This window comes from Streptomyces monticola (assembly GCF_042665355.1).
GTDB classification, from domain to species: domain Bacteria; phylum Actinomycetota; class Actinomycetes; order Streptomycetales; family Streptomycetaceae; genus Streptomyces; species Streptomyces monticola.
This window is the reverse complement of sequence record NZ_JBHTCF010000007.1, coordinates 280,454-303,947: the sequence shown is the minus strand read 5'-3', so window position 1 is coordinate 303,947 and position 23,494 is coordinate 280,454. Positions and strand designations below refer to the sequence as shown.

Below are 23,494 nucleotides of genomic sequence, written 5' to 3'. Positions count from 1 at the left end.
GGTCCGTCGCGCCCCGCAGGCCCGTCGCGCCCCGCAAGCCCGTCGCGCCCCGCAGCCCGTCGCGCCTGCGGCGGGCTTCCTCCCCAGCCCGCCCCTTCCCGAAAGTCCTGCGGACGGCCTCAAAGATGTCCTCGATCGCCGGACGGGCTGAATTTTCAGCCCGTCCGGCGAACTATCCCAACTGGCCGGGCAGATCCGCCCGGTGGATCACCGTCAAGCCCGAGACCGCGCGCGTGAGCGCCACGTACAACCGGCGCAGGCCCGTCCGCAGGTCCGGCTCGCCGGAGACGACCGCGGACGGTTCGTCCAGGACCACGTAGTCGTACTCAAGACCCTTGGCCAGCGACGCGGGCACCAGCGTCAGCCGGGTGTCGGGCGTCGTCTCCTCGCCGGGAGACAGGCACCGCAGCCCGGCCGACGCCAGCGCAGCGCCCAGCGCCGGCACCCGCGCATCCGCCGCGATCAGCCCGATCGACCCCTCATGGGCCAGGGCCTCACCACACGCCGCGACCACCTCCGCGTCGAGATCGGAGACCCGCCGCACCGACAGCGAACCCGGCGACTCACGCACCGACTCCACCTCCGCCAGACCGGGCGCGATATCGGGCAGCAGCCGCGAGGCGTACGCGATGACCTCGCGCGGCACACGGAAGCCCGCCGTCAGCTCCTCGACCACGGCGTCCGTCTTGCCGAGATGGCCGAGCGCCTCGGCCCAACTGCGCGTCGCCCAGGGCGTGGTGCCCTGTGCCAGGTCGCCGAGTACGGTCGCGGAGCCGGTGGTGCAGCGGCGCCCCACCGCGCGGTACTGCATGGGCGAGAGGTCCTGGGCCTCGTCAAGGACGACATGACCGAGGGAGTGCGTACGCGCGACGAGATCGCCCGCCTCATCGATCAACACCGCGTCCGCGGCAGACCACTTGGCCGACTTCACCGAGCGCGCGGGCTTCGTCCACAGCACGGCCTTCTGCTCCTCCTCGGTGAGGATTCCCTCCGCGTGGGCGGCGAGGAAGTCCGCGTCGGAGAGGAGCCGGAGGACCAGTTTCGCCGGATCGACGGGCGGCCAGATGGACTTCACGGCCGCCTTGACCGCGGCGTTGCGGGCCACCGCGTCCTGCACCCGGTCGTCCGGCGCCTCGCCCGCCTGCTCCATGCGGACGAGCACGGCGTGCGCGATGCGCTGCGGCAGGGCGTCGCGGGCCGCGCCGTAGCGGATGTCGCGGTCGAGCAACTCCTGCACGATTTCCTCCAGTTCGTAGGAGGGAATGCGCCAGCGCCGTGAGCCGCGTACCACCATCAGGGCCTCGGTGGGCAGCGTGACATGGGAGCGGACGGCGCGGGCGAGGACCTCGGCCATCCGGGCGTCGCCCTTGACGACGGCGGTCTCGGCGGCGTCCGTGCCCCGTACCTCCACATGGGCCACGAGGTCGTCGACCGTCGCCTGCTTGACCTCCAACTCGCCGAGCGCGGGCAGGACTTGCTCGATGTAGTGCAGGAAGGACTTGTTCGGCCCGATGACGAGGGTGCCGGTGCGGGCGAGCCGCTCGCGGTGCGCGTAGAGGAGATAGGCGACCCGGTGCAGACCGACCGCTGTCTTTCCGGTGCCGGGGCCGCCCTGTACGCACACCGTGCCGCCGAGGCCGCTGCGTACGATCTCGTCCTGCTCGGGCTGGATCGTGGCGACGATGTCCCGCATCGGCCCGACGCGCGGCCGCTCGATCTCCTGCTGCAGCAGCTTGCTGGTGCGCGCCGCCTCCGCCGGGTCGGAGAGATGCTCGTCCTCGTACGCCGTCAACTCGCCGCCGGTGTAACCGAACCGGCGGCGCAGCGCGACATCCATCGGTGCGGTCTTGGACGCGCGGTAGAACGGCTGGGAGACCGGGGCACGCCAGTCGATCACCATCGGGTCGCCGTCGGCGTCGTGCACATGCCGCCGCCCGATGTAGAACTGCCCACCCGTCTCCCGCCGCCGCCCTTCCAAGGAAGTCGCTTCGCTCCCCTTCTTGATCTCGGCCCCCTCTGCTTCTTCGGCGCCGACCGCGTGCAGATAGTCGAGGCGGCCGAAGAACAGCGGGGTGTGCGCGAGGTCGGCGAGGGCCTTGATGCGGTCGTCGATCTGGTGTTGCAGGACCTCGGAGTTGACCCAGTTCGCGGTCACATCGCGCAGGTCGAGCGCCTCGACGTCGGCCCGCATGGCCCGCAGGGCGGACCGGGAGGCGGCCAGATGGGCGCGCTCGCGCGCGAGGGGGTCGTCGGCGTCGGACACGGCGGTCACGGGGGTTCCTCCGGCGGATGCGTGCGTAGGTCAAGGACAGCCGCCCGGTTTCCGTCCGGGCAAGACCAGGGGGCGGCCCGAAGGGCCTCAGCTGAGGGCGGTGGTGGGAGACGGGCGGGCACTCCGCGAGGGAGGCGGGGAAGACGGAGGAGTTTAGATCAGGCGGGGAGGGCGCCGCCAACCATTTACGGGGGCCGTACCTGTGAGGCCTGCGAGGGGTGATCGCCGGGGTGATCGCCCGGGTGATCACCGAGGTCATCACCCCCTACCCGTAGGGGATGGGGTCTGTCCAAAGGTGGAGGCGGGACGGGCTGTGACTCAGCCCACGGGCCGATGTGCGGGAAATGCCCGAATTCCACAATGGAGTCATGAGCAGCGCAACCTTCACCCCAGCCCCTGTCAGGCCGCACCCGGCCCGTGGCGCCACCGCCGCGACCGGCACCCGGCACAGCCACCGTGTCGGCGACGCCCTGCGCGCCGCCAAGGTCTTCGCGGGCGCCGCGCTCAGCGTGGTCGTCCTCGGGGAGTACGCCGAGGAGGCGGGCGTGAAGCGGCGTCATTGAGTCGCACAACGCCGCGCCACAGCAATCCGCTTGAACCCTTCCGCCACCCAGTCGTACGGTGCCGTTGATCGCCCGGACGTAAAGGCGCCGTAACGGACAGGTAAGGTCGCTTCCCGTGATTCACCGGACTGTGACCTTCCGCTCACCCCGAGTCATCGCCGCCGGAGCTCTACTCACGCTCTCCCTGGCCGCGTTGGCCACCCTGTGCGTGGTCATGCGCATCCCCATGGCCGACACCCTCGTCTACCGCGCCGAGGGCGCCGCCGTCGCCAACGGCACGGACCTGTACGGCTTCACGGTCACCGAGTGGAATCTGCCGGCCACCTACCCGCCGTTCGCCGCGATCCTCTTCGTGCCGACGGCCTGGCTGCCCATAACGCTTCTGAAGATCCTCTTCGTCGTGGGCAACGCGGCGCTCCTGGCGCTTCTCGTGCACCTCTCACTGCGCCTGGCCCGGATCCGCGCCCGCCCCTGGCTGCCGCTGGCCGCGACCGCGTTCGGCATCTGGCTCGAACCCGTCTTCCAGACCGTCCTGTTCGGGCAGATCAACCTCGCCCTCGCCTGCCTCGTCCTGTGGGACATGACACGGCCCGAGGGAGCCGTGGGCAAGGGCTTCGCCCTGGGCATCGCCGCGGGCATCAAGCTCACGCCCGGCATCTTCATCGTCTACCTGCTGATCACCGGACGTATCCGGGCCGCCGTCACCGCGCTCGCGTCCTTCACGGGCACGGTGCTGCTCGGCGCGCTCGTCCTGCCCGGCGCCAGCGTCGACTTCTGGACCCGGCGGATGTTCGAGACGGGCCGCGTCGGCAAGGCGTGGATCGTCGACAACCAGTCACTGCAAGGGCTCGTCGCGCGCGTGCTCCGCATGGAGGAGCCGGGCCTGCTGTGGGCGGTGCCCACCGCCCTGGTCGCCGTCGCGGGCCTCTGGCTCGCCTACCGCGCCCACCGCCAGGGCTCCGAGGCCTGGGGCTTCCTCGCCACCGCGGTCACCGCGCTCCTCGTCTCCCCGATCAGCTGGTCCCACCACTGGGTGTGGTGCGTACCGCTGCTCGCGGTCCTCGTCGCCGAACGCCGCCTGCGCCTCGCCGCGTTCGTGGCCGTGCTCTTCACCGCGCGCACCCAGTGGATCCTGCCCCACGAGGGCGACCTCGACCTCCGCTACCCGTGGTGGCAGCAGCCCCTCTCGGCGCCGTATCCGCTGTTCGGCCTCGCGCTCCTGGCATGGGTGGCGTGGCGCACGGGCCGCCCCGCCGCTCCGGTTCCGGGACAGCGGGGCACCCCGGTCGCGCGGGGGGCCGAGGGGTCCGCCCCTCGGCCCGCCGGGCGGGCGACGGCAAGCGGGCCGACGGGACGCTCCCAGTGAGTAACGGGGCGCTCCCGGTGACGCAGCCCTACGAACTCAGGATCTCGTCCGCGTCCGCGATCCGGTACGCGTAGCCCTGCTCCGCGAGGAACCGCTGCCGGTGGGCGGCGAAGTCCTGGTCGATCGTGTCGCGGGCGACCACCGAGTAGAACCGCGCCTCATGCCCGTCGGCCTTCGGGCGCAGCACCCGGCCGAGCCGCTGCGCCTCCTCCTGGCGGGAGCCGAACGTGCCGGACACCTGGATCGCGACGGTCGCCTCGGGAAGGTCGATGGAGAAGTTCGCGACCTTCGAGACGACGAGCACGGAGATCTCGCCCTCACGGAACGCGCCGAACAGCTTCTCGCGCTGGGCGTTGGTCGTCTCGCCCTTGATGACCGGGGCGTCCAAGTGGGCGCCCAGCTCGTCGAGTTGGTCGATGTACTGGCCGATGACCAGGGTCTGCTCGCCCTTGTGCTTGCGTACGAGCGCCTCGGTCACCTTCCGCTTGGTGGCGGTGGTGGCGCAGAACCGGTACTTCTCCTCGGCCTCGGCGGTGGCGTACGCGAGCCGCTCGGAGTCCGTCAGATTGACCCGCACCTCGACGCAGTCGGCCGGCGCGATATAGCCCTGCGCCTCGATCTCCTTCCACGGCGCGTCGAACCGCTTCGGACCGATGAGCGAGAACACATCGGACTCGCGGCCGTCCTCGCGGACGAGCGTCGCGGTGAGGCCGAGCCGTCGCCTGGCCTGCAGGTCGGCCGTGAACTTGAAGACGGGCGCGGGCAGCAGATGCACCTCGTCGTAGAGGACCAGGCCCCAGTCGCGGGAGTCGAAGAGCTCCAGGTGCGGGTAGATGCCCTTCCGCTTCGTCGTCAGGACTTGGTACGTGGCGATGGTGACGGGGCGGATCTCCTTGCGCGTACCGCTGTACTCGCCGATCTCGTCCTCGGTCAGCGAGGTCCGCTTCACCAGCTCGTGCTTCCACTGCCTCGCGGAGACGGTGTTCGTGACGAGGATCAGCGTCGTCGCCTTGGCCTGTGCCATGGCCCCGGCGCCGACGAGTGTCTTGCCCGCACCACAGGGCAGTACGACGACGCCGCTGCCGCCGTGCCAGAAGTTCTCCACGGCCTGCTTCTGGTACGGGCGCAGGGCCCAGCCGTTCTCTTCGAGCTCGATGGGGTGCGCCTCGCCGTCGACGTACCCCGCGAGGTCCTCGGCGGGCCAGCCCAGCTTCAGCAGGGTCTGCTTGATCTGGCCGCGCTCGGAGGGGTGCACGGCGACGGTGTCCGCGTCGATCCGGGCGCCCACGAGCGGCGCGATCCGCTTCGAGCGCAGCACCTCTTCGAGGACGGGCCGGTCGGTGGAGGTGAGCACCAGGCCGTGCGTGGGGTGCTTGCTCAGCGTGAGCCGTCCGTACCGGTCCATCGTCTCGGCGATGTCGACGAGCAGCGCGTGCGGCACGGGATAGCGCGAGAACTCCACCAGCGCGTCCACGACCTGCTCGGCGTCATGCCCCGCCGCCCGCGCGTTCCACAGGCCGAGCGGCGTCACCCGGTAGGTGTGGATGTGCTCGGGCGCCCGCTCCAGCTCGGCGAAGGGCGCGATGACCCGGCGGCAGGCGTCGGCCTGCTCGTGGTCGACCTCGAGCAGGAGGGTCTTGTCCGACTGGACGATGAGGGGACCGTTCACGCGAGCACCCTTTCCGTTACTCCGGCGGCCCCGGAAGTGTGAGGCCAAACGTCCAGTGTGCCGCACGAGCGGCGGTGGACGGGGCGAGTGCGGGCCGCGGGCGCCCTGCGGTGGGTGCCTTCCGGCCCTTCCGGCCGTCCCGGCCGTCCCGGCCCTTCCGGCCCTTCCGGCCCTTCCGGCCCTTCCGGCCCTTCCGGCCCTTCCGGCCCTTCCGGCCCTTCCGGCCCTTCCGGCCCTTCCGGCCCTTCCGGCTCTCCCGGCCGTCCCGGCCCTTCCGGCCGTCGTCAGGTGGCGTCCTCCGCCAGCTCCGCGACGCCCGTGATCCGGTGCAGGGGGTAGGTGCGGACCTCGTCCGCCGTGTGGTCGTAGGCCGTGACGAAGCCGCCTTCCACCCGGATCGGGGCGATGACGCGCTGGCTGGCCGCGCCCTCCGCGTTCACATAGCCGATCCACAGGGTCTCGCCCGTCAGGACGGCCGCCTGCATGGTGGCGAGGGTCTCGGCGGGGGTGGTGCGGGGCAGCTCGCCGGGGGCGGGGCCGGAGGGGGCCGGCTTCTTCGGGGCCGTGGAGGCCAGGTCGCCGGCGCGGATCGCGCGGACCGCGGCGCCGAGCAGGGTGTCGTCGGGCAGCGGCGGGCCCTCGGGCACGGGCTCGGGGGCCGTGCGCGGCGGGCTGCGGTGGGCGTGTGCGCGGGCGATCAGGACATCGCCGTCGGGGGTCTCCGCCGCGGGCGCGAAGCCCATCGAACGCAGCCCGTCCAGGAGTGTCGCCGGGTCGGCCTGCGCGGCCAGGACCGTGGGGGCGAGACGGCGGAGCCGCAGGTTCTGGGCCCGCTTGTCGGCGAGGATCTCGTTCAGTACGGCGTCGTCGTCACAGCGGACATACGCCGAGGCCGCGCCGATTCTCAAGTGCCCGTGTCTGCGGGCGACATCGTCGATCAGATACGACAGCGGCTGCGGCACCGGGGTGCGGGAGTGGGCCGTCAGGAACGCCTGCAGGTCCGTGGCCGTGCGGCCCGCGTCCAGGGCGCGGCGCACCGAGCCCGGGGTGAAGCGGTAGACCGTCGCGCCGCCCTTCGACTCCACGTCCGCGAGCACCGCGAGGGTCTCCGCGAGCGGCCGCTCCAGCGGGCCGGGCGCAACCGCCGTCAGATCGGCCTGCAGCAGCACGTGGTCCAGGGGCTCGGGGAGGAGAGGGGCGAGCAGAGCCGCGACCCGCTCCTCCAGGGACGTCTGATCCTCCGGGTGCGGGTGCGGGTGCGGGTGCGGGTGCGGGTGCGGGTGCGGGTGCGAGTGCGAGTGCGAGTGCGGGTGCGGGTGCGAGTGCGGGCCCTCGTCCTTCCCGCCGGCCTCACCCAGCAGCGCGCGGCCATGCGTGGACAGCGCGCCCCGGCCCGTCACCCCGAGGGACTCCGCCTCGTCGAGCGTCCAGCGGGCCAGACGTGAGCGCAGATCGTCACCGGGCTGCTGCGCGCCGCCGCGCAGCGGCCGCTCCCAGTGGAGCCGGGCCAGGACCGCCTCGGGGTCGGGCGTCGCGCCCTCGGGCAGCCCGGAGACCAGGTCGAGGACACGGCGGCGGACCTCGGGCGCGGCCGAGCGGTCCAGATGCGGGCCGAGCGCGGACAGCGTCCGGTCCTTGCTGTCGCGGCCGCCGACCAGGCCCGCCGTGCGGGTCGCCGAGAGCCAGGCGGTGGCCAGGCGGGCCCAGCGCTCGGCGGCCGGGCGCTCCAGCCACTCGTCGTACGCGGGCGTCGCCGCGTACCGCTCGTCCGCTTCACCGTCCGACGCCAACAGCCCGGCGGCGTAGGAAAGTTCAACCCAGAACGCGGCGATTGGTTCGGATACGTCCAGTGCGACCGCCGTGCGCTTCAGGTCACGCACGCTCAGACCGCCCGCGCGCAGCACCGCGGGACCGCCCTCGTGCCACTCCCTGAGCAGCTCCTCGACCGTGGAAAGCGCGGTGTACGCCTGCCCCGCCGCCGTCGCGTCCACCACGCGCGGCCGGTGCTCCGCCTTGACGGCGACCTCCGGCGGCAGCGGCTGCGTGCCGCGGTGCGCGCGGCCCGCCCGCAGATGCAGGGCGGCCTCCCGCGGCAGCACGACCGTGCCGGGCGCCGTCGGCAGGAGCAGACCGCGGTCGAGCAGCCACCGCACATGAGCGGCGGGATCGTGGGTGACCTGGCCGTACGGCGGCCCCCATGTGAGCCGGCCCAGGACTTCGAGCGCGTCGGCGGGCGCCTCGTCGAGCAGCGCCGACATCCGCGGGCGGTCCGTGAAGAGCGCCGTCAGAGCGGCCACCGCCGACACCGGGTCGTGGGTCGTGGTGAGCCCGGCCGCCGCGAGCAACTGCTGCAGGCGGCCCGGCGACATCCCCGACGTGGCCTCGGCGACCGTCGGGCCGAGACCGGTGGGCGAGGGGTGCTGCGGGGACGGGGCGAGCAGCTCACGGGCCGTACGCACCAGGCGGAGCCGGTCGTCGCCGCCCCACACCAGGGCCTGTTCGCGCAGGTTCGCGAGCGCGGCGGGCAGCGCGGCCGCGACCGCCGGGTCCCCGTCATCGCCTTGCAGGAGGGCGCTCAGCGTGTCGTACGCCGCCGGGTCCGGGGCCACCGCGAGCGCCTCCGCCGTCTGCAGCGCGAAGGTGTCGAGCCGCTCCAGGGCGCGCACCACCGACGCCCTCGTGCCGGCCCTGGTGGCGAGCTGCGTGAGGTCGCCGGGAACGGGCGACAGCAGGTCGGGGCGGGCCCGGAGCAGGGCGGCGAGCGACGTGTCGTCGCGCTGCCTCAGCTCCTCGGCGAGCGTGCGGGGGACAGCTGCGCCTGCCGTGCTCTCGGTCCTCATCCTTCACACGGTAGTAGGTGCGACCGACAGGGTGGCGTCGCGCGCGATACGGTCACATGGCCGGGAACCACAACCAGCGCTCCCCGGAAGGGAATTGCCGGCCAGCGAAGCAGGGGGACCTCGTGGCGATCGAGAGCGATCAGCTCGTCTTCGACTATCTCAGCCGGGTCGGAGACCTCGCCCAGCAGCGCCAGCTGCCCTCGAAGACCCGGATGCGGCTTGTCGCCGAGGTCCGCGCGGAGATCGAACGCCGCCGCTCCAAGGGCATCATCGGGAAGGCCCCGGGCCCGCTCGGGTCGGCCGCCGACAGCCCCGCCGCGGTGCGCCGCATCCTGGCGCGTATCGGTACGCCGGAGGAGGTCGTGGAGCGGGCGGCGGCCGCCGCGCCCGCCGATGACGGCATGTCCGCCGAGGGCGGCGCCCCCGGACCCGTACGGCCGGAACCCGGCCCCCGGACCCCCTTCGTACCGGAACAGCGCGCCGACGAACCGTCCGCGCAGGGCCGCCGCCGCATAGTGCCGCGACCACGCCTTTCGAAGGAGCCGCGCCTTTCGAAGGAGCCGCGGGCCGAGGAGCCTCCGCCCCCGCCGGCCCGGTCCACACCCCCGCACCTCGCGGGCGAGGACGAACTGGGCCCGAGCGGCTCCGAACCCGACTGGTGGCGGGTGGACGACGGCCCCTTCGGCCTCGCCGACTCGGTGCCGGGGTTCGTCGGCGGTGTGGAGATCCCGGAGATACTGCGGCCGCCGCAGGACCCGGAGGAGCGGGACGGGCGGGACGGGCGGGACAAGCAGGCGAAGCCGGGGAAGACGGCACGGGGCGAGGAAGACGAGGAAGACAGGGAAGACGGGGACGAGCCGGAGGAAGAGACCGAGGCCGAGGCCGCGGGCGTCGAGGCACTGCCGCCCAGGACCCGCCGGCTGCCCCGCCTTCGCCGCGCCCGCGCCGCCGCCGACGGTGGCCCGAACCTGGTCAACCCGCTGCTCCTGCTCGCCGCCGCACTCCTCGTCGCCGGTGCCGTCCTCGGTAACTGGATCGCCCTCGGCCTCGGCTGGGCCGTCGCCTACACCTCGCGCCGGCTCTCCCTGACCGAGCGCAAGTTCGCCGTCCTCGGCATCCCGGGCACGGTGGCGGCCGCCGGTGTGGTGTGGCTGTGGGGCCGGGTCGAGGGCCGCTGGGGCGAGGCCGTGCCGAAGAACGGGATGGAAGCCGCGCTCTCCGACACCTGGCCGTGGGTGGTACGGGCCGCGGCCGTCACCTCCGCTCTGTTCCTGGTGTGGAGATCACAGAGGCAACGACCGCAGTGAGTGTCCCTGCAGTGAATGTCCTTGTGGGAACGCCTACTTCGTGAGGTCCGTCTGCAGCTCGTCGAGGATCTTGTTGGCCGCCGTGTAGCCGATGCCCTGGATCCACAGCTGGTCGTCGACCTGGAAGACCTTGCCGTCCTTGACGGCCTTGAGGCCCTTCCACAGGGCGCCGCCCGTGGTCTGCTCCTCCTTGGCCTTCTCCGGGTCGCCGTACGTCGAGTGGAAGATGACATCCGCGTCGGCGGCGTCGATCTTCTCGGGGCTCACGTCGTAGGAGAAGCCGTCCTTGGCCTTGTCCGTGATCGCGGGGCGGCCGAGGCCGACGTCCTTGAGGATCGTGGCGATGTAGTTCTGCTTGCCGTAGATGCGGATGTCCGCGCCCTCGACGAAGCGGACGACGTTGACCTTGGTGGCGGCCGCCTTGTCCGTGCCGCCGAGTGCCTCGGTGACCTCGGTGGCATGCTTGTCGTACGCCTCGACGACCTTCTTCGCCTCGGCCTTCTTGCCGAGCGCGTCGGCGTGCACCTGGAAGTTCTCCTTCCAGGGGTAGCCGGTGTTCTCCGTCATGACGGTGGGCGCGACCTTGCTCAGCTGCGGATACAGCTTCTCGTGCCGGATCTTGCTGGTGAGGATCAGATCCGGCTTGAGCTCGGCGATGGCCTCGACGTTCGGCGTCATCATCGCGCCGACGTCCTTGATGCCCTGCACCTTGTCCTTCGGCAGGTAGTTCAGGAAGCCCGACTCGACGTCGGCGTGCGTGGCGCCGACCGGCTTCACGCCGAGGGTGATGGCGGAGTCCAGTTCGGCGGTGTCGAGGACGACGACGCGCTTGGGGGCGTCGGGGACCTTCACGTCGCCCATGGCGGTCTTGAGGGTGTGGGTCTTGCCGCTCCCGGCCTCCGTGGAGTCCTTCGCGTCCCCCGAGCCGCAGGCGGTGGCGGTGAGGGCGAGGGCGGTGGCGAGGGTGAGTGTGGTGAGGGTGCGGATCTTCACGGGGGTGCCTTTCGTCGGGGAGGGGGGCGGGTCGGTGCGGGGGGTGCGGGTGGGAGGCGCCTGCGGCGGGCTTCATCCCCTCCCCGCCCCTTCCCGAAAGTCCTGCGGACGGCTTCTCCTCAATCGCCGGAGGGGCTAAATATCTAGCCCCTCCGGCGATTGAGGAGCGGGGGTCTGGGGGCGGAGCACCCAGTTACGGGAAGGGGCGGGGCTGGGGAATCAGTCCGACCCCCACGGCGCCCCCGGCACAACAAGCGGCGACCCCGTCACCGGATCCGGCACCACGACGCAGCCGAGGCCGAAGACCTCGCGCACCAGCTCAGCCGTGACCACCTTCGAGGGGGGCCCGGAAGCCACCACCTTCCCCGCCTTCATCGCCACCAAGTGGTCCGCGTACCGCGCCGCCTGGTTCAGGTCGTGCAGGACGACCACCACCGTCCGGCCCTTGTCGTGGTTCAACTGGCGTACGAGGTCCAGGACCTCGACCTGGTGCGCGATGTCGAGGAAGGTCGTCGGCTCGTCGAGGAGCAGCAGCGAGGTCTCCTGCGCGAGGGCCATCGCGATCCACACCCGCTGCCGCTGCCCGCCGGACAGCTCGTCCACGGACCGCTCGGCGAGGTCGGTGACGTCGGTGCGGTCCATCGCCTCGGTGACGGCCCGCTCGTCCTCGTCGGACCACTGCTGCCACCAGTGCTGGTGCGGCTGCCGGCCGCGGGCCACCAGGTCGGCGACGGTGATCGCCTCGGGCGCGACGGGGGACTGCGGGAGCAGCCCGATCTGCTGGGCGATCTTCTTCGTGGGCAGCTTCGCGAGGGCGGTGCCGTCGAGGAGAACGGCGCCGCCGCGGGGCTTGAGGAGCCGGCCGAGGGCGCGCAGAGTGGTCGATTTGCCGCAGGCGTTGGGGCCGACGATGACGGTCACCTCGCCGTCGGGGACCGCCAGGTCGAGGCCGTGCACGACGGTGCGGTCCTCGTAGGCGAGGGTCAACTCGCGGGCTTGGAGCCGGGTCACGACTTTCCTCCGACGGTACGGCTACGGATGATCAACCAGATCAGGTACGGGGCGCCGACGGCGGCCGTGAGCACGCCCACCGGCAGTTCGGTCGGCGCGAAAAGGCGGCGCGCGAGCAGATCCGCGACGACCACGATCACCGCGCCCGTCAACGCGCTGCTCACCAGCGGAATCTGTGCCGTACGCGTCATACGGCGGGCGATCTGCGGGGCGAGCAGCGCCACGAAGTCGACGGGGCCCGCGGTGCCGGTGGCCACGGAGGCGAGGACGACGCCGAGCAGGACAAGGCCCAGGCGCACCCGGCCGAGACGTACGCCGAGTGCGGTCGCCGTGTCGTCGTCCATGGTGACGGTGCGCTGTGCGCGGGCGGCCCAGGCGATGGCGGGCAGCAGGATCAGCAGGGTGGAGCCGAGGAGCTGCGCCTCGGGCCAGGCGCGGCCGTTGAGGGACCCGGTCATCCAGATCTGGGCCTGCTGGGCGACGAGGTAGTCGCCCTTCGTCATGAAGAGGGTGGTGACCGAGCGCAGCGCGATGGCGAAGCCGATGCCGATGAGCACGAAGCGGGTGGCGTGCAGACCGCCGCGCCAGGCGAAGACGTAGACGAGGGCGGCGGCGAGCAGTCCGCCCGCTACGGAGACGTAGGGCAGGGCGGCGTACGACGTGACGCCGAAGGTCATCGCGCCGACGGTGAGGGCGCTCGCGCCCTGGCTGATGCCGATGATGTCGGGGCTGGCGAGCGGGTTGCGGGCGACGGTCTGGATGAGGCCGCCCGCGACTCCGAAGGCGGCGCCCACGAGCAGCCCGACGACCATGCGGGGAAGCCGCAGGGTGCCGACGACCAGCTCGTCCGGCGACGGCTGCCCGATGACGACCTTCAGGGCCTCGGCCGGTGCCACGAAGCTTTCGCCGACGCAGAGGTACGCGAGGCAGGCCGCGGCCAGGAGCACGGCGAGGGCACCGGCGACCCAGGCGGCCCGCCGGTTCACGAGGAACGCGGCGCGGCCGGCCCGTACGACGGAGTACCCGGCGGGACGCACGGGACGTGCCGGACTGTCCGGGGCAGTTGACGCGGTGGTCATGCCGCCACCGCCTTTCTGCGGACCAGTGTGACCAGGAACGGCACCCCGATGAGCGCCGTCATCACCCCGGCCGGAACCTCGCTCGGCGGGAAGATCACCCGGCCGGCGACATCCGATACGAGCAGCATCACCGGGCCGAGCAGCGCGGCCATGGGCAGGACCCAGCGGTGGTCGCTGCCGACGACCGCGCGGGCGATATGCGGGACCGCGAGGCCGACGAAGGCGATGGGCCCGGCGGCCGCGACCCCCACACCGGTCAGGACCGTGGCGCCGAGTCCCGCCACGACCCGTACCGTCGCGACGTTCTGGCCGAGGCCCTTCGCCACGTCCTCGCCGAGTGCGAGCGCGTCGAGGCCGCGTGCCACGGACACCACGAGTACGACGCCGATGAGCAGGAACGGCCAGGTCTGGGCCGCCACTTCGGCGTCGCGCCCGGCGACCGAGCCGACCTGCCAGAAGCGGAACTCGTCGAGGGCGGCGGCCTTCGTCGTCAGGACGCCCATCGTCACGGACACCAGGAGCGCGTTGATCGCGGCGCCGCCGAGCGCCAGCTTCACCGGGGTCGCGCCGCCGCGCCCGCTGGCGGCGATGGCGTAGACGGCCACGGAGGCGAGGGCGGCGCCCGCGAAGGCGAACCAGATGTACCCGGTGAGGGTGTGCACCCCGGCGAAGGCGATGGCGAGGACGACGCCCACCGATGCGCCCTGGCTGATGCCGAGGATGCCGGGGTCGGCGATCGGATTGCGGGTGATGCCCTGCAGGGCGGTGCCGGCGAGGGCGAGGGCCGCGCCGACCATGAGCCCGATGAGGGTGCGCGGCACCCGCAGTTCGCGCACCACTTCGGCGGCCTCGCTGTGCCCGCCGTGCAGCAGGGCGTCGAGGACGGCGGAGGGCGCGATGGCGCGGGCGCCGACGGCGAGCGAGAGCAGCACCGCGAACGCGAGTGCCACAACTGCCGCCGCCGTCAGGGCGATACGTCGGGCCGCCGGGGAACGGCGTCCGGTGGCGGAGGAGGCGGCGGTCATCTGACCCTTTTCATGGCGATGCAGGCGATACGTCGAGAAACATGCCGTATATGCGTGAGATTAGGCTTGGCTAAGTGTAAGGGGCGGGCTGTTCCCCGTACCTCGGCACAATGGTCGACATGGCATCGCGACAGCACCCCGGGCCCGCCGCGGCCCCGTTCACCGTCGGCTTCGACCTCGATATGACGCTGATCGACTCGCGTCCCGGCATCAAGGCCGCCTACCAGGCGCTTTCCGCCGAGACCGGCACGTATATCGACGCCGATCTGGCGATCACGCGGCTCGGCCCGCCGCTTGAGGAGGAACTCGCGTACTGGTTCCCGAAGGAGCAGATCCCGGCGATGGGCGATCGTTACCGTGAGATCTACCCCACATACGCGATCACCCCGACCCTCGCGATGCCCGGCGCCCGCGAGGCCGTCACGGCGGTGCAAGAGGCGGGCGGACGGGCGATCGTCGTCACCGCCAAGCACGAGCCCAACGCCAAGCTGCATCTGGAGCACCTCGGCATCGAGGCCGACGCGGTGATCGGCTGGCTGTGGGCGGAGGCCAAGGCGCAGGCGCTGCGCGAGCACGGGGCCGCGGTGTACGTAGGCGACCACATCGGTGACGTACGCGGCGCGCGTACCGCCCATGCGCTGTCCGTGGCGGTGCCGACCGGACCCTGCGCGGCGGACGAACTGCGCAGGGCCGGCGCCGACGTGGTGCTCGCGGACCTGACGGAGTTCCCGCGCTGGCTGGCCGGCTACCGCGCCGCCGAGCGGCCCTGACGTCCTGGCGTAGGAGGTGCCGCGCGGTCTACTGCGCGGACCGCGCCTCGCGGCGCTGCGCCGCGATCGACTTGAGCACCCCCGCGGCGGCGACCGCGAAGCCCACGCCCATCAGCATGCACACCGCGTACGCGACGGACGGGAACGGCTCGGTGCCGAGGAACAGCGGGGCGACGGTGACCAAGGTGGCCACGGCCCCCACGAAGAAGATGATCGCGCCGAGCCGGACAAGCCGGTCACCCGCGCCAGTAGGTGTGTTGCTCACCCGACCAGGGTAGTTCCCTGCGCGTAGAGACCGAGAAAGCAGTCTTGTCACCCGCGCCGGGACCATTAGCCTTGGTGCTGGCGGGTCGGACGGCCCGCTGTACTGCTATCCAGAGCCGTTTTACGCCTCCATCGGCACCAGAGGCGGAGCCGGCAACTCGACCAACGAGTACGAAACAGACGAGGACGGACAGACGTGCCTACCGGCAAGGTCAAGTGGTTCAACAGTGAGAAGGGCTTCGGCTTTCTCTCCCGCGATGACGGCGGTGACGTCTTCGTTCACTCGTCAGTGCTCCCCGCCGGGATCGACTCGCTCAAGCCAGGCCAGCGCGTCGAGTTCGGTGTCGTCGCCGGTCAGCGGGGTGACCAGGCGCTGTCCGTGACGCTGCTCGACCCGGCGCCCTCGGTCGCCGCCGCCCAGCGCCGCAAGCCGGACGAGCTGGCCTCGATCGTGCAGGACCTCACGACGCTCCTGGAGAGCGTCTCGCAGCAGCTGGAGCGCGGCCGTTACCCCGACAAGACGCACGGCGCGAAGATCGCCGGAATGCTCAGGGCGGTGGCGGACCAGCTCGACGTCTGAGCAGCGGCGCGCAGCCTAGGGAAAGCGCAGCGCATCACGGCCGAGGGGCGGTACGAGCCCCTCGGCCGCCGCACGCGTGAGCAGCCCGCGCACCGCGGCGTAGCCGTCGTCGCCGAGGTCGGCCGTGAACTCGTTGACATACAGGCCGATGTGCTGGTCCGCGACCGCCGGGTCCATCTCCTGGGCGTGCTCAAGGACGTATGCCCGTGATGCCTCCGGGTCGTCCCAGGCCCTGCGCACCGACGAACGGGCGGCGTCGGCAAGGGACTTCAGGGTCTCCTCGCCCAGGGACCGCTTGGCGATGATCGCGCCGAGCGGGATCGGCAGGCCCGTCGTGGCCTCCCAGTGCTCGCCCATGTCGGCGAGGCAGTGCAGTCCGTACTCCTGGTACGTGAAGCGCGCCTCGTGGATGACGAGACCGGCGTCGACCCGGCCGTCCCGCACGGCGGGCATGATCTCGTGGAACGGCAGCACGACGATGTCACCGACGCCCTTGGGCAGGGTATCGGCGGCCCAGAGCCGGAACAGCAGATACGCCGTGGACTTCTCGCTCGGCACCGCCACCGTTTTTCCGGTCAGATCCACGCCCGGCTCCCGGGTCAGGACCAGCGGCCCGCAGCCACGGCCGAGCGCACCGCCGCAGGGCAGCAGCGCGTACTCGTCCAGGACGTACGGAAGCACGGCATAGGACACCTTGAGGACGTCGAACTCGCCGCGCTCCGCCATCCCGTTGGTGATGTCGATATCGGCGAACGTGACGTCGAGTTCCGGTGCGCCCGGCACCTCGCCGTGCGCCCAGGCATGAAAGACGAAGGTGTCGTTGGGGCAGGGCGAGTAGGCGATACGCAGCGTCACGGCGACTCCTGGAAATCCGGAACCAGTACGGGGGCCAGCTTGCCGAAGCCCTCGGTGAGCGCGGACAGCGCCTCCCCGATCCGCCAGGCGGCCCGGTCGCGCGGGCCCACCGCGTTGGACACGGCCCGCACTTCGAGGACGGGCACACCGTGCGCGGCGGCGGCCTCCGCCACCCCGAACCCCTCCATCGCCTCGGCGACGGCCCGCGGGTGGCGGGCCTTCAGCTCGGCGCAGCGCGCGGCCGTCCCGGTCACGGTGGACACGGTGAGCACGGTGCCGGTGCGGGCACCGGTGGCCGCGGCGGCCGCACGTACGAGAGCGGGCGGCGGGGTGTGCACGACTGTGCCGAAGCCGAGCTCGGTGACCGGCACGAACCCTTCGGCGGTCTCGGCCCCCAGATCCGCGGCGACGACGGCGTCGGCGACGACCAGGGACCCGAGGGGCGCGTCGGGCGGGAAACCCCCGCCGATGCCGGCGGACACCACGAGGTCATAGGGCTCACCGCGGAGTGCGGCCGTGGTGAGCGCGGTGGCGGTGCCCGCGGCGGCGGCCGCGGGCCCGACCCCCACGGCGAGGCAGTCGAAGCCCGGCGCGTCCGCCAACGCCCGCGCCACCGCGTCCCGTTCGGCCGGGACCGCGGTGGCGATCAGAACGCGTACAGCGGCGACTGCTCAGTCACCCTTCTTGAGCTGGAAGTGCCAGATCCCCATCAGCTGGCTGCCGTTCGTCTCCACGATCGACACCTGGGCCTTCTTCAGGGACGCGCCCCCCTGCTGCCCCTGGCCCGCCGAGAAGAACGCATTGCCCGGGATGGTGCGGTACGTCTTCTTGTACGGCTCCTGCTCGGCCTGCTGGCCGTTGATGAACAGGGTCCAGCCGTGCTCGGCGATCTCGGGGTCCACACCGAAGCGGACCTTGTCGTCCATACCGACGGTGATGGACTTCTCGGCGTCCTTCTGCAGGCAGTCCTTGATCTCGCTCTCGCTGATCTTCTTGCCGTCGTTGTAGCAGGAGGCCTCGGTGTTCACCGACGTGGAACCGACCGTCACCGTCGCGAGCGGTGTGGGCTTGTCGCAGGCCGAGAGGATGAGGAGTCCGGCGGACACGGCGCCGAGGGCGGCAGCGGTGCGGCGGCCCTTGGCCGTCATACGCAGGGAGGTCATGCGCGAAAGGCTATCGGGACCCCCTGCCCGTACCGCTACGCGGGGTCCGGCGCGCCGGTCGCCGCGCGGGCATGCGGGGGCTTGACGCCGGACGGGCCCTGCTCACACCACGCGTGACTGGCCACCGCGGCGGGCCGCCGCCAGCAGGCCGCGCACCGTCGTCAGCCAGCCGGCGGCCACGATCGCGGCGCCCACGCCGAGGCCGAAGCCGCCGTCGAGCGGCAGGGCGATACCGATGCCGCCGCCGATCACCCAGGACATCTGCAGCAGCGTCTCGGAGCGGGCGAACGCCGAGGTGCGCACCAGCTCCGGCACATCCCGCTGGATCAACGCGTCGAGCGACAGCTTCGCGAGGGCCTGCGCGAGTCCCGCCACGGCACCCAGACAGGCGATGACGGGAGCGCCGTAGAAGACGGCCGCGGTGATCGCGACGCCGAGGACGCAGGCCACGACCGTCACGATGATGATCTCGGGGGCCCGGTTGCGCAGGGCCGCGCCGACCGCCGTGCCGAGCGCGTTCCCGACGCCCGCGGCGACCCCCACTATGGCAAGCGACACCGCGGCGCTCTGCCCGGCGAGCGGGTCCTCCCGCAGCAGAAACGCCAGGAAGAAGATCAGGAACCCGGAGAGACAGCGCAGCGAGGCATTGGCCGCGAGCGCGTGGGTGACCGCCGGGCCCACGGTCCGCAGCCCCGGTTTCTTGCCGTGCGGCAGATGCAGATGCTCCTCGTCCGCGGCGAGCAGCGCCCGCCGCTCCCCGCGCGCCGAGTCGACCTTGTGCGGCAGCCGAAAGGAGAGCACCACACCGAGCGTGAAGATCGCGCAGGCTCCGTACAGCGGCCACGGCGGCCCGATCTGATGGAGACCCGCCCCGATCGGCGCGGCGATCCCGGTGGCGAGCAGACCGCCGAGCGTCACTCTCGAATTCGCCTTGACCAGGGAGAAGCTGGGTGGAAGCAGCCGTGGCACGACGGCGCTGCGGACCACGCCGTACGCCTTGGACGAGACGAGTACGCCGAGCGCGGCCGGATAGAGCTCGATGGAACCGGTGGCCACCGCGCCCGACAGAGTGAGCGCGAGCAGCGCCCGCGCCAGCATCGCCCCGGCCATCGCGGCCCTGCGGCCGTGCGGGATCCGGTCGAGCAGCGGGCCGATCACCGGGGCGAGCAGAGTGAACGGCGCCATCGTGATCGCCAGGTACAGCGCGACGCGCCCGCGTGCCTCATCGGTCGGCACGGAGAAGAAGACCGTCGAGGCCAACGCCACAGTGATCATGACGTCGCCCGCGCCGTTCACGGCATGCAGCTCGATCAGTTTGCCGAGCCCCGACTCGCCCGCGCCGTGCGCATGGGTGGCTTTTCTGATGCCCTTCGCGGTGCCGGTGAACGGCAGGTGCAGGGCACGGGCCACCGCGCGGCCCGCCCTGCGCAGCGGGCTCGCTCTCTCCGACGGCCGTGTTCCTGAAGGGATGGCCACCCCGTCATAGTGCCCCAACCTGGGCACCCTGATAGCTGTGGACGGCTGCTCGGAAGCGGCTTGGGCGGATGCCGTGTGGGCTCGGGAGCGCTGAGGGGGTAGCGTGCGTAGCGCGCCTGCGGCGGTTGTTCTTGGCCGCGCGCCTCTTCGGCATCCCGCAGAATGGATGACGTAGGCGCGCCCGAGAGCCACCGGGCGCGGACGTCGACGCGGCCCACTGGTCCGCTCCGTCCGTGCCCCGTACCGATTGACGGCGCACCCGTGAGACGGCGTAGGAGAGAAGCGATACCTGTGAGCGCAGCGACAACGCGAAGCCGCACCCCCGACCGCCTGTGCGCCGAGGCGGTAGACCTCGCCAGGACCGCGGCCGAGGAGGCCGCGGCGCCCGGCGTCGTCGGCGAGCACGTACAGGCGGTCTCCGAGGGGGACCGTGTCGTCACGCACTTCTTCGAGTGCAAGGAGCCCGGCTACCGCGGCTGGCGCTGGGCCGTCACCGTGGCCCGCGCCTCCCGGGCGAAGGTCGTCACCCTCGACGAATCGGTGCTCCTGCCGGGACCGGACGCCCTCCTCGCGCCCGAATGGGTGCCGTGGAGCGAGCGGCTGCGCCCCGGTGACCTCGGGCCCGGCGATCTGCTGCCCACCGAGGCGGAGGATCTGCGCCTGGAGCCCGGGTTCTCCGGCGAGGACGAGCCGGCGCCGAACTCGCCGGTGTCCGAGGAGATGGCCGCCCTCGTCGACGCCGAGGACGCGGATGTCACCGACGGCCCGCCCGCCGACCTTCCGCTCGCCCCCACGCGCGGCTCCCTCGCGTCGGTCGCCGAGGAACTCGGCATGCGGCGCGCCCGTGTGCTCTCCCGGTACGGCCTGCATGTGGCGGCCGACCGCTGGGAGGAGAACTACGGCGCGAAGACCCCGATGGCCCAGTCGGCCCCCGCGGCCTGTGTCTCCTGCGGCTTCCTGGTCCCCATCGCCGGCTCCCTGCGCCAGGCCTTCGGCGTCTGCGCCAACGAGTTCAGCCCGGCCGACGGCCGCGTGGTGTCCCTCGCGTACGGCTGCGGGGGGCACTCCGAGGCGGCGGTCATGCCCAAGCCTCCGCGGGCGGCTCCTCATGTCCTCGACTCGGTGAACGTGGATCCGATGCCGTTGCGTCCGGCGGCGGATTCGGGATCGGTGAGCGTGGACTCCGAGGACGCCTCGGACGACCTCGGGCACTCCTAGGCGGTTTGGCTTCGCCGCGCGGGCGCAACCGGGCAGTGGCCGTGCCCCGATAGGGGCGCGGGGAACTGCGCGACCAGCCACGACGAAGCGGCAGGTGTCATACGGGCTTCCTGCGGAGCGCCCAGCGCGGTGTGGTGCGGTGGGCGACGGTGCAAACCGTTGATTGACGGGCACCCTGGGGTGCATGGACAAGGTTACCCTGGAACGCGCACTCCGCGATCGCACCCACGGCGACGTGGACTTCACCCCGACCGCCCGCGCCCTGCACACCATGGACGCGTCCAACTACCGCCGGGTGCCGGACGGCATCCTCGCGCCCAGGGACACCGGCGATGTGACCGCCGCTCTTGAGGTGTGCCGGGAGCACGGGGTCCCGGTGGTGGCGAGAGGTACGGGGACCTCCATCGCGGGGCAGGCGACCGGCACCGGGCTCGTGCTCGACTTCACGCGGCACATGAACCGGATCGTGGAGCTCGATCCGGACACCGCGACAGCCGTCGTCCAGCCGGGTGTGATCCTCGACGATCTGCGCGCCGCCGCCGCCCCGCACGGCCTCACCTTCGGCCCCGACCCGTCCACGCACAGCCGCTGCACCCTCGGCGGCATGATCGGCAACAACTCGTGCGGTTCGCACTCCGTGGCCTGGGGGACGACCGCCGACAACGTCCACCGCCTCGAGGTCGTCGGCCCCGACGGAGCGCGGCGGGTGCTCGGGCAGGGCTGGGGGCCCGGCGTGCCGGACGGCCTGCAGGCGCTGGTGGAAGGCGAGTTGGGGCTCCTGCGCACCGGCTTTCCCGAACTGCCCCGGCGTATCTCCGGGTACGCCCTGGACGCGCTGCTGCCCGAGAACGGCACCGACCTGGCCCGTGCCTACTGCGGCAGCGAAGGCACCCTCGCCGTGCTGACCGAGGCGACCGTGCGCCTGGTCGAGGCGCCACGCGCGCGTGCCCTCGCCGTGCTCGGCTACACCGACGAGAGCGCCGCGGCGGAGGCGGCCGCCGGGCTCCTTCCGTACGGGCCGCTCACCGTGGAGGGCATGGCATCCGATCTCGTACGCGGCACCAAAGGGCTGCCCAAGGGCGGGGCCTGGCTGTTCGTGGAGACCGGGGGCGAGAGCGCCGATGAGGCACGCGCGCGTGCCGACGCGATCGTGCGGGCCGCCGACGTCCTGGACGCCCTCGTCGTCACCGACCCGGCCGGGCAGCGCACCCTGTGGCGGATCCGCGAGGACGCCTCCGGGACCGCGACCCGGATGCCGGACGGCAGCGAGGCCTGGCCCGGCTGGGAGGACTGCGCGGTACCGCCCGCGCGGCTCGGCCCGTATCTGCGGGAATTCCGCGGCCTGTTGGCGGAGCACGGTCTGCGCGGCACGCCGTACGGCCATTTCGGGGACGGCTGCATTCACGTACGGATCGACTTCGACCTGCTGACCCAGCCGGGTATCGCGCGGTTCCGGCGGTTCTCCGAGGAGCTGGCCGAACTCGTCGTCGCGCACGGCGGATCGCTCTCGGGCGAGCACGGGGACGGGCAGGCGCGGGCCGAGCTGCTGCCGAAGATGTACGGGCCCGACCTTGTCCGGCTCTTCGAGCGGGTCAAGGGGATCTGGGATCCGTCCGACCTGCTCAACCCCGGGATGCTGGTCCGCCCGGAGCCGCTGGACGCCAACCTGCGCTTCGCGCCGCTGCCGCGCGAGCCCGTCGACGTCGCCTTCGGCTATCCGCACGACGGCGGGGACTTCTCCGCGGCGGTACGCCGGTGCGTGGGCGTCGCCAAGTGCCGCAACACGTCGGCGGGTTCGGGAGTGATGTGCCCGTCGTTCCGGGCCACCGGGGACGAGGAGCACTCCACGCGGGGGCGGGCCAGGCTGCTGCACGAGATGCTCGCCGGGGAGATCGTCACCGACGGCTGGCGCTCCACGGAGGTGCGGGACGCGCTCGACCTGTGCCTGTCCTGCAAGGGCTGCCGCTCCGACTGTCCCGTGGGCGTCGACATGGCCACGTACAAGGCGGAGTTCCTGCACCACCACTACGAGGGCCGCAGGCGGCCGATGGCGCACTACTCGATGGGCCGCCTTCCGCGGTGGCTGCGGCTCGCGGCACCCTTCGCGCGCGTGGTGAACGTGTTCGCGGGCGTGCGCCCACTGGCCGCCCTCGGCAAGCGACTTGGCGGTATCGCACCCGAGCGGGACATTCCGCGCCTCGCGCCGAGGACGTTCCGCAAGTGGTTCGAGCGGAGCGGAAGGCCCGGCGGGCGGCGGCCCGGGTCCGCGGCGGGCCGGACCACCGTCGTGCTCTGGCCCGACACGTTCACGAACCATCTCTCGCCCGCGGCCGGGCAGGCCGCCGTGCGGGTCCTGGAAGCGGCGGGCCTCGATGTCGTACTGCCGTCCAAGGGGGTGTGCTGCGGGCTGACCTATGTCTCCACCGGGCAGCTGGACCACGCCCGCGCGGTGCTGCGCCGGACCCTGGACGCCCTTGAGGGCGGCCCCCTCGACCGGCCCCTGGTCGTCCTGGAGCCGAGCTGTGCCGCCGCCCTCAAGACGGATCTGCCGGAGCTGCTCGGCGACGATCCGAGGGCCCGCCGGCTTGCCGATTCCGTACGGACCTTCGCCCAGGTCCTGGAGGAGCGGGCACCGCACTGGCAGCCGCCGCGCGTCGAGCGTCCCGTGGTCGGCCAGACCCACTGCCACCAGCACGCGGTACTCGGCGACGCGGCCGAGCGGCGGCTGCGCGAGAAGGCGGGCCTGGAGGGCGAGTTGAGCTCCGGGTGCTGCGGCCTCGCGGGCAACTTCGGCTTCGAACCCGGGCATTACGACGTCTCGGTGGCCTGCGCCGACGAGCAGCTGCTGCCCTCGGTGCGGGGCGCGGACCCGGACGCGGTGGTCCTGGCGGACGGCTTCTCGTGCCGGACCCAGCTGGAGCAGCTGGGCGGGCGGCGCGGCCGGCATCTGGCCGAGGTGCTCGCGGACGCCTTGACGGAAGAAACGGATGGGGCGGATGAGGCGGATGAGGGCGACCAGAGGGGCCAGCAGTAAAAGGGTTTA

19 protein-coding genes are annotated in these 23,494 nt (G+C 72.3%); 7 read left to right on the top strand and 12 right to left on the bottom strand.

Going from position 1 to position 23,494, the window contains the following annotated elements; translation table 11 throughout:
• Positions 1 to 172: 172 nt before the first annotated feature.
• Positions 173 to 2,272 carry a HelD family protein gene (locus ACFQVC_RS19380; protein WP_381831725.1) on the bottom strand — a complete coding sequence of 700 codons (2,100 nt, stop codon included), beginning with the start codon at positions 2,270 to 2,272 and terminating at the stop codon, positions 173 to 175.
• 368 nt (positions 2,273 to 2,640) lie between these two features.
• Between ACFQVC_RS19380 and ACFQVC_RS19375 the strand changes: the two genes are divergently transcribed.
• Together ACFQVC_RS19375 and ACFQVC_RS19370 are read left to right on the top strand one after the other, a co-directional pair.
• On the top strand, positions 2,641 to 2,835 hold the full coding sequence (locus ACFQVC_RS19375) for a hypothetical protein (RefSeq protein ID WP_381831724.1): 195 nt from the start codon (positions 2,641 to 2,643) through the stop codon (positions 2,833 to 2,835).
• A 115-nt stretch (positions 2,836 to 2,950) separates the two neighbouring features.
• Positions 2,951 to 4,201 carry a glycosyltransferase 87 family protein gene (locus ACFQVC_RS19370; protein WP_381831723.1) on the top strand — a complete coding sequence of 417 codons (1,251 nt, stop codon included), beginning with the start codon at positions 2,951 to 2,953 and terminating at the stop codon, positions 4,199 to 4,201.
• A 28-nt stretch (positions 4,202 to 4,229) separates the two neighbouring features.
• Here the strand turns inward: ACFQVC_RS19370 and ACFQVC_RS19365 are convergent, their stop codons facing one another.
• Together ACFQVC_RS19365 and ACFQVC_RS19360 are read right to left on the bottom strand one after the other, a co-directional pair.
• Positions 4,230 to 5,870 (bottom strand): DNA repair helicase XPB, encoded by a 1,641-nt coding sequence (locus ACFQVC_RS19365; protein ID WP_381831722.1) that lies wholly within the window; start codon positions 5,868 to 5,870, stop codon positions 4,230 to 4,232.
• Between the two features lie 284 nt (positions 5,871 to 6,154).
• Complete coding sequence (locus tag ACFQVC_RS19360) at positions 6,155 to 8,710, bottom strand: helicase-associated domain-containing protein (protein WP_381831721.1); 2,556 nt, start codon at positions 8,708 to 8,710, stop codon at positions 6,155 to 6,157.
• 122 nt (positions 8,711 to 8,832) lie between these two features.
• Here ACFQVC_RS19360 and ACFQVC_RS19355 point away from each other — a divergent pair, with 122 nt between their 5' ends.
• Positions 8,833 to 10,017 (top strand): hypothetical protein, encoded by a 1,185-nt coding sequence (locus ACFQVC_RS19355; RefSeq protein WP_381831720.1) that lies wholly within the window; start codon positions 8,833 to 8,835, stop codon positions 10,015 to 10,017.
• Positions 10,018 to 10,050: 33 nt separating this feature from the next.
• Here ACFQVC_RS19355 and ACFQVC_RS19350 read toward each other — a convergent pair whose 3' ends face one another.
• From ACFQVC_RS19350 to ACFQVC_RS19335, 4 genes are all read right to left on the bottom strand, one after another.
• The gene (locus tag ACFQVC_RS19350) at positions 10,051 to 11,010 is read right to left on the bottom strand and encodes an ABC transporter substrate-binding protein (protein ID WP_381831719.1); all 960 of its coding nucleotides are present in this window, start codon (positions 11,008 to 11,010) and stop codon (positions 10,051 to 10,053) included.
• Between the two features lie 219 nt (positions 11,011 to 11,229).
• The gene (locus ACFQVC_RS19345) at positions 11,230 to 12,021 is read right to left on the bottom strand and encodes an ABC transporter ATP-binding protein (RefSeq protein WP_381831718.1); all 792 of its coding nucleotides are present in this window, start codon (positions 12,019 to 12,021) and stop codon (positions 11,230 to 11,232) included.
• Complete coding sequence (locus tag ACFQVC_RS19340) at positions 12,018 to 13,100, bottom strand: FecCD family ABC transporter permease (protein ID WP_381831717.1); 1,083 nt, start codon at positions 13,098 to 13,100, stop codon at positions 12,018 to 12,020. Before ACFQVC_RS19340 ends, ACFQVC_RS19345 begins: the two co-directional genes overlap by 4 nt.
• On the bottom strand, positions 13,097 to 14,125 hold the full coding sequence (locus tag ACFQVC_RS19335) for a FecCD family ABC transporter permease (RefSeq protein ID WP_381831716.1): 1,029 nt from the start codon (positions 14,123 to 14,125) through the stop codon (positions 13,097 to 13,099). Before ACFQVC_RS19335 ends, ACFQVC_RS19340 begins: the two co-directional genes overlap by 4 nt.
• A gap of 119 nt (positions 14,126 to 14,244) precedes the next feature.
• On the opposite strand from ACFQVC_RS19335, the gene ACFQVC_RS19330 reads away from it, so the two are divergent.
• Positions 14,245 to 14,895 carry an HAD family hydrolase gene (locus ACFQVC_RS19330; protein ID WP_381831715.1) on the top strand — a complete coding sequence of 217 codons (651 nt, stop codon included), beginning with the start codon at positions 14,245 to 14,247 and terminating at the stop codon, positions 14,893 to 14,895.
• A 28-nt stretch (positions 14,896 to 14,923) separates the two neighbouring features.
• Here the strand turns inward: ACFQVC_RS19330 and ACFQVC_RS19325 are convergent, their stop codons facing one another.
• Positions 14,924 to 15,160, bottom strand: a complete 237-nt coding sequence (locus tag ACFQVC_RS19325; protein WP_381831714.1) for a hypothetical protein — start codon at positions 15,158 to 15,160, stop codon at positions 14,924 to 14,926.
• Between the two features lie 195 nt (positions 15,161 to 15,355).
• On the opposite strand from ACFQVC_RS19325, the gene ACFQVC_RS19320 reads away from it, so the two are divergent.
• Positions 15,356 to 15,739: a cold-shock protein gene (locus ACFQVC_RS19320; RefSeq protein WP_381831713.1), complete on the top strand. Its 384-nt coding sequence runs from the start codon at positions 15,356 to 15,358 to the stop codon at positions 15,737 to 15,739.
• A gap of 15 nt (positions 15,740 to 15,754) precedes the next feature.
• Here the strand turns inward: ACFQVC_RS19320 and ACFQVC_RS19315 are convergent, their stop codons facing one another.
• The 4 genes from ACFQVC_RS19315 to ACFQVC_RS19300 all read right to left on the bottom strand — a co-directional run bounded on the left by ACFQVC_RS19315 (position 15,755) and on the right by ACFQVC_RS19300 (position 19,233).
• Positions 15,755 to 16,594: a 1,4-dihydroxy-6-naphthoate synthase gene (locus ACFQVC_RS19315; protein ID WP_381831712.1), complete on the bottom strand. Its 840-nt coding sequence runs from the start codon at positions 16,592 to 16,594 to the stop codon at positions 15,755 to 15,757.
• Positions 16,591 to 17,244, bottom strand: a complete 654-nt coding sequence (locus ACFQVC_RS19310) for a futalosine hydrolase (RefSeq protein ID WP_381831784.1) — start codon at positions 17,242 to 17,244, stop codon at positions 16,591 to 16,593. Before ACFQVC_RS19310 ends, ACFQVC_RS19315 begins: the two co-directional genes overlap by 4 nt.
• Before the next feature lie 21 nt (positions 17,245 to 17,265).
• Positions 17,266 to 17,757 carry a DUF2771 domain-containing protein gene (locus tag ACFQVC_RS19305; protein WP_381831711.1) on the bottom strand — a complete coding sequence of 164 codons (492 nt, stop codon included), beginning with the start codon at positions 17,755 to 17,757 and terminating at the stop codon, positions 17,266 to 17,268.
• A gap of 102 nt (positions 17,758 to 17,859) precedes the next feature.
• Entirely contained in the window at positions 17,860 to 19,233 is a 1,374-nt protein-coding gene (locus tag ACFQVC_RS19300; protein ID WP_381831710.1) for an MFS transporter, read from the bottom strand.
• Between the two features lie 291 nt (positions 19,234 to 19,524).
• Here ACFQVC_RS19300 and ACFQVC_RS19295 point away from each other — a divergent pair, with 291 nt between their 5' ends.
• Both ACFQVC_RS19295 and ACFQVC_RS19290 read left to right on the top strand, forming a co-directional pair.
• Complete coding sequence (locus tag ACFQVC_RS19295) at positions 19,525 to 20,451, top strand: DUF3027 domain-containing protein (RefSeq protein ID WP_381831709.1); 927 nt, start codon at positions 19,525 to 19,527, stop codon at positions 20,449 to 20,451.
• 184 nt (positions 20,452 to 20,635) lie between these two features.
• The gene (locus ACFQVC_RS19290) at positions 20,636 to 23,485 is read left to right on the top strand and encodes an FAD-binding and (Fe-S)-binding domain-containing protein (RefSeq protein WP_381831708.1); all 2,850 of its coding nucleotides are present in this window, start codon (positions 20,636 to 20,638) and stop codon (positions 23,483 to 23,485) included.
• Positions 23,486 to 23,494: the final 9 nt, after the last annotated feature.